1 protein-coding gene is annotated in these 1,986 nt (G+C 47.2%); it reads right to left on the bottom strand.

What is annotated here, in order from left to right; translation table 11 throughout:
- The coding region (locus A9G47_RS09195; protein WP_065642740.1) for a type VI secretion system Vgr family protein at positions 1-1,986 on the bottom strand (1,986 nt) is incomplete at both ends.

Here is a 1,986-nt window from a genome sequence, read left to right as displayed (position 1 = left end):
GCCATATTGAGGTTGGCATTTTGGGCTTGCACTGCAATATCGCCTTGGTTGGCAAACAGTTTCATGCCTGATTTATGGGCAAATAGCCCTATCGCTTCGGATGAGGATACGGTGACGTTTTTTAACGCATTGATATCGGTTTGATTTTCGCTAGTTAGGGTTAAGCTGTTGTTTGTTGTCAGTTGGATGTTTTCAGGGCTAGTTAAGGCAATGCCTTCTTGCGCATAGGCCAGTAGGCCACTTTGGGTTAGCTCACTTAAGTTGGCTTTAAGCTGGTCTTGACTGTCGGTATCCGCGCTGTGTGCGTCGGACTGGGTAGCGGCATTTTGTAGGGCTTTGGCAATCGATAAGGCATTTTCCAGTTGGTTTATTGCCGCTTGCATATCCAGTTGTTTGCCTTGCGCTTTCGGCTCGGTTTGGGTGGTTAAGTATAAGCCTTTGTTGGCAGCAATCGCGCCCCATTCATCCGTGCGCAGTTCAAAGCCTTCACCGCGTTGGCTTTTTTTATTATCGACCAAATGCCCCAAATTAAGCTGAGTTTTGCCGTATTCGGTGGCGAGTTTGATATGCTCTTGTCCGCGTTTATCATCCATGCGCAGTTTGTTGTTGGCGGGGGTGCGAATGACATTGCGGTGTTTGTTTACCGTAGTCACATGGTCAGGGTGGGCGCTGTCGTGCATGGCATGGGCAATATACGGCCTATCGGGATTGCCATTCATAAAGGCAATCGCCACTTCCGTGCCGTCAATTAACGGGAAGTGAAAACCATAGGTGTTACCCGAATAAGGTTTGGCTAAGCGTACCCATAAGCTTTCATTGCCCTTTTTCCATTCTTTTAAGTCAAAGTTGAATTTAACTCGGTAGCGCCCGTGAGTGTCAATATAGCCGTAGGTGTCATTATCAGGGCTAGTCACTCGTGCGGGTAAGGTGCCACTGACTTGTGGCCAGCGTATGGGCGCGGGGCGATAAGGTTTTAAGGCTTGATAGGGAATGGCGGTAAAGGTAAGTGCATAGGCATCAGTACGGTTACCTTGCCCTTGTACACTTAAAATGAGGATACCGTCATTAATATTCGTTAGCGGACTGCCGTTGATATTAATCCATTGACCGGGGGCAAGGTTATAGCGATTACTCTTACCTTTAATGATAATTTGCTGGCTAATCGCCTGCTCATGGCGGATTTTGGCATACCACTGACCGCTTTCAATGGTGTTATCTTGTTCAATACCGTCATCTTGCGGTGACGGGTTAGCGGTTTGTGGTTGGTTGGAGTTAGCGGCTTTATCATTTGGCTTACTCTGCTGACCTTGTCCGCTTTTATAATGCTCTTCGTAACGGTAATCAGTGCCTTGCGTGGTGGAGGTTTTCGGTTGGGTGTTGATATCGGTGAGTAAATCGGCTTTGGCATCACGGTAGTTATAGTCTTGAACGGTCACTGAGGCGGGTACCACTTCGCTATGTAAGGTGATATCCCAAACACTTTCTATGCCCGTATCGGCCATACCACTCGGCGGTTTATAGTCGATATTGGCCACCTGTGCATAGCCTTGTTCATAATCACTTAACACCATCACATCACAGTCATGCTCGGCGTGGGTTTCAAAGCGGAACCAGATACCGACATCGGCCAATAAGCGTTGAATAAATTCCAGGTCACTTTCTTGCCACTGGGTGATAAACTCCCGTTCAGGATAACTGTCTTTGAGCGCTAACCGGTAATCAATGCCGGTAAAGCCGTGACTGCGTAGCACTTCTTCAACCACACTGACCACGCTTTGATTTTGAAATATAGCACTATTTTTCCCTATCGCTAAGCGAGCTAATCGGGAAGATAACACGACTTGGTAATGAGCTTCATCTTTATTGACTGATAGCTGGCTAAATTCAGTGATAACCCCATGCAAGGTGCGTTTATTCGTCACGGCGGGCAAGTCGCTTAACGAACGAATAGCGGAAGTTAATGGCTTGTTAATAACAGGATTAAAG

It is taken from the genome of Gilliamella sp. WF3-4 (assembly GCF_001690275.1).
GTDB classification, from domain to species: domain Bacteria; phylum Pseudomonadota; class Gammaproteobacteria; order Enterobacterales; family Orbaceae; genus Gilliamella; species Gilliamella apicola_C.
The sequence above is the reverse complement of the archived record's forward strand: the minus strand, read 5'-3'. Positions and strand labels throughout refer to the sequence as shown.